The sequence below is a fragment of the Nocardia sp. NPDC003345 genome, assembly GCF_053589395.1.
Window position 1 is genome coordinate 1 of record NZ_JBSFRU010000580.1, and the last position, 1,732, is coordinate 1,732.

Sequence of the window (1,732 nt, forward strand, 5' to 3'; positions counted from 1 at the left end):
GGTCTGGCAGACGCCGCCGGCGTCGAAATGGCTGCCGGCGCTGCGTGCCAGGCTGTGGAATGCCGAGGCCATGGCCGAGAACCGTTCGGCGTCGACACGGTCGAGGGCGGCCGAATGGCCCATCAGCAGGCCGTCGGTGGACAGCAGGACGGCGGATTCGGCGTCGGGCAGACCACTGACCAGTTCCTCGAGGAGCCAGCTCAGGTCAGTGCGCGGGGAAGTGGTCATCGTTGCCTTCTTCTCGACGGTGTTCGGTTGTGGGGGTCGCGGGTCCGGCGCGGCGCCCCGAGCGGGTACCGCCCTCGATGGCCGACATGAGGTTTCGCGCCTGGTCGGGGGTGCGGGTGGGTGGTGGTTCGAGCACGGGGATACGACCGGTATCGCTATCGGCGGGTGGCCGGTTACGCCGCGGCAGCGGCGGGCGGCTGCTGTCGAGCGGACGCGGTTCGGTGACGATGGTGAGGGTTTCGGCCATCCCGGTGGCGCTACGCGGCGGCGCGGCGGCGCTGCCGGCCCGCGCGATGGCACGGGCGGTACCGCCCCCGGCGGGACCGGTGGTCTCCACCGTTTCGATGGCCGGGCGTTCGCCCGAGGGCGGCCCGCCCAATTCGGTGAGCGGCGTCGGGATGACCACGATGGCCTTGATCCCGCCGTACACGGATTCGGACAGCCGCACCGCGACCCCGTGCCGGGCCGCGAGGGTGGCGACGACGAAGAGTCCCAGCCGGGTGTCCCCGGTCAGCGCCGCCACTCCGAAGTCCGGTGGCTCGGCCAGCAGCCGGTTACGCTCCTCGATCTCCTCCGCCGACATGCCCAGCCCCTGGTCGGCGACCTCGACCGCGACCCCGCGGCCGACCACCGTCGCCGACACCTCGACCCGCGAGTCCGGTGGGGAGAACGCGGTGGCGTTGTCCATCAGTTCCGCGAGCAGATGGATGAGGTCGGAGGCGGCCTTCCCGACGACCCGCACATCCGCGACCCGCCCGGTGTGGATCCGGGTGTAGTCCTGGCTTTCCGCCGCGGCGCCGCGAACCAGATCCCACAGCGGTACCGGATTCCGGTACCGCCGGCCCGGTTGTTCGCCGCCGAGGACGATGAGGTTCTCCGCGTGGCGCCGGGCGCGGGTGGCGAGATGGTCGAGTTCGAACAGCAACTCGAGCTGTTCGGCGTTCTCCTCCTGCCGTTCGGCCCGGTCCAGCAGCGCCAGCTGACGGTGCACGGCCAGCTGGTTGCGGTGCGCGATATTCAGGAACACGGTGTGGAATCCGGCGCGGGTCTGCGATTCGGCGACGGCGGCCGAGATCGCGGCGATCTGGGCCCGGTTGAACGCGTCGGCCACCTGGCCCAGTTCGTCGGTACCGAAGTCCAGCCGCGCCACCTCGGCGGCGGAATCGATCTGCTCACCGCGGTCCAGCCGGGCCATGATGTCGGGTAGTCGCTGATCGGCCAGTTCCAGGGTGTCGGTGCGCAACCGGCGCATACGGGCGATGAACCGGTTGGCCAGCACCAGCGCAGCGAGGAAGGCCAGCGCCGTGATCAGCAGTACCGCCGCGCCGCCGAGCAGTGAACGGAACGCGGTGTCCTCACCCTGGGCGCGTGCGGTGGCATGAGCGTCGGCGCTCTGGCCCTCCCACAACTGCAGCAGTCCCGCGATGACCTGCCCGGACGCCTGCTGCCAGTCGGGGACACCCAGCGGCAGTTCGGCGGGTTCGGCTTCCTCGGACTCGCCGGT

Annotated in this window: 2 protein-coding genes; both read right to left on the minus strand. The window is 71.1% G+C overall.

Annotated elements, in window-relative coordinates; genetic code table 11:
* Positions 1-228: roadblock/LC7 domain-containing protein (locus ACWDU1_RS32150; protein ID WP_450004183.1), on the minus strand; the 228-nt coding region annotated here is incomplete at its 3' end.
* Positions 206-1,732: sensor histidine kinase (locus ACWDU1_RS32155; RefSeq protein WP_450004184.1), on the minus strand; the 1,527-nt coding region annotated here is incomplete at its 5' end. The genes ACWDU1_RS32150 and ACWDU1_RS32155, both read right to left, overlap by 23 nt.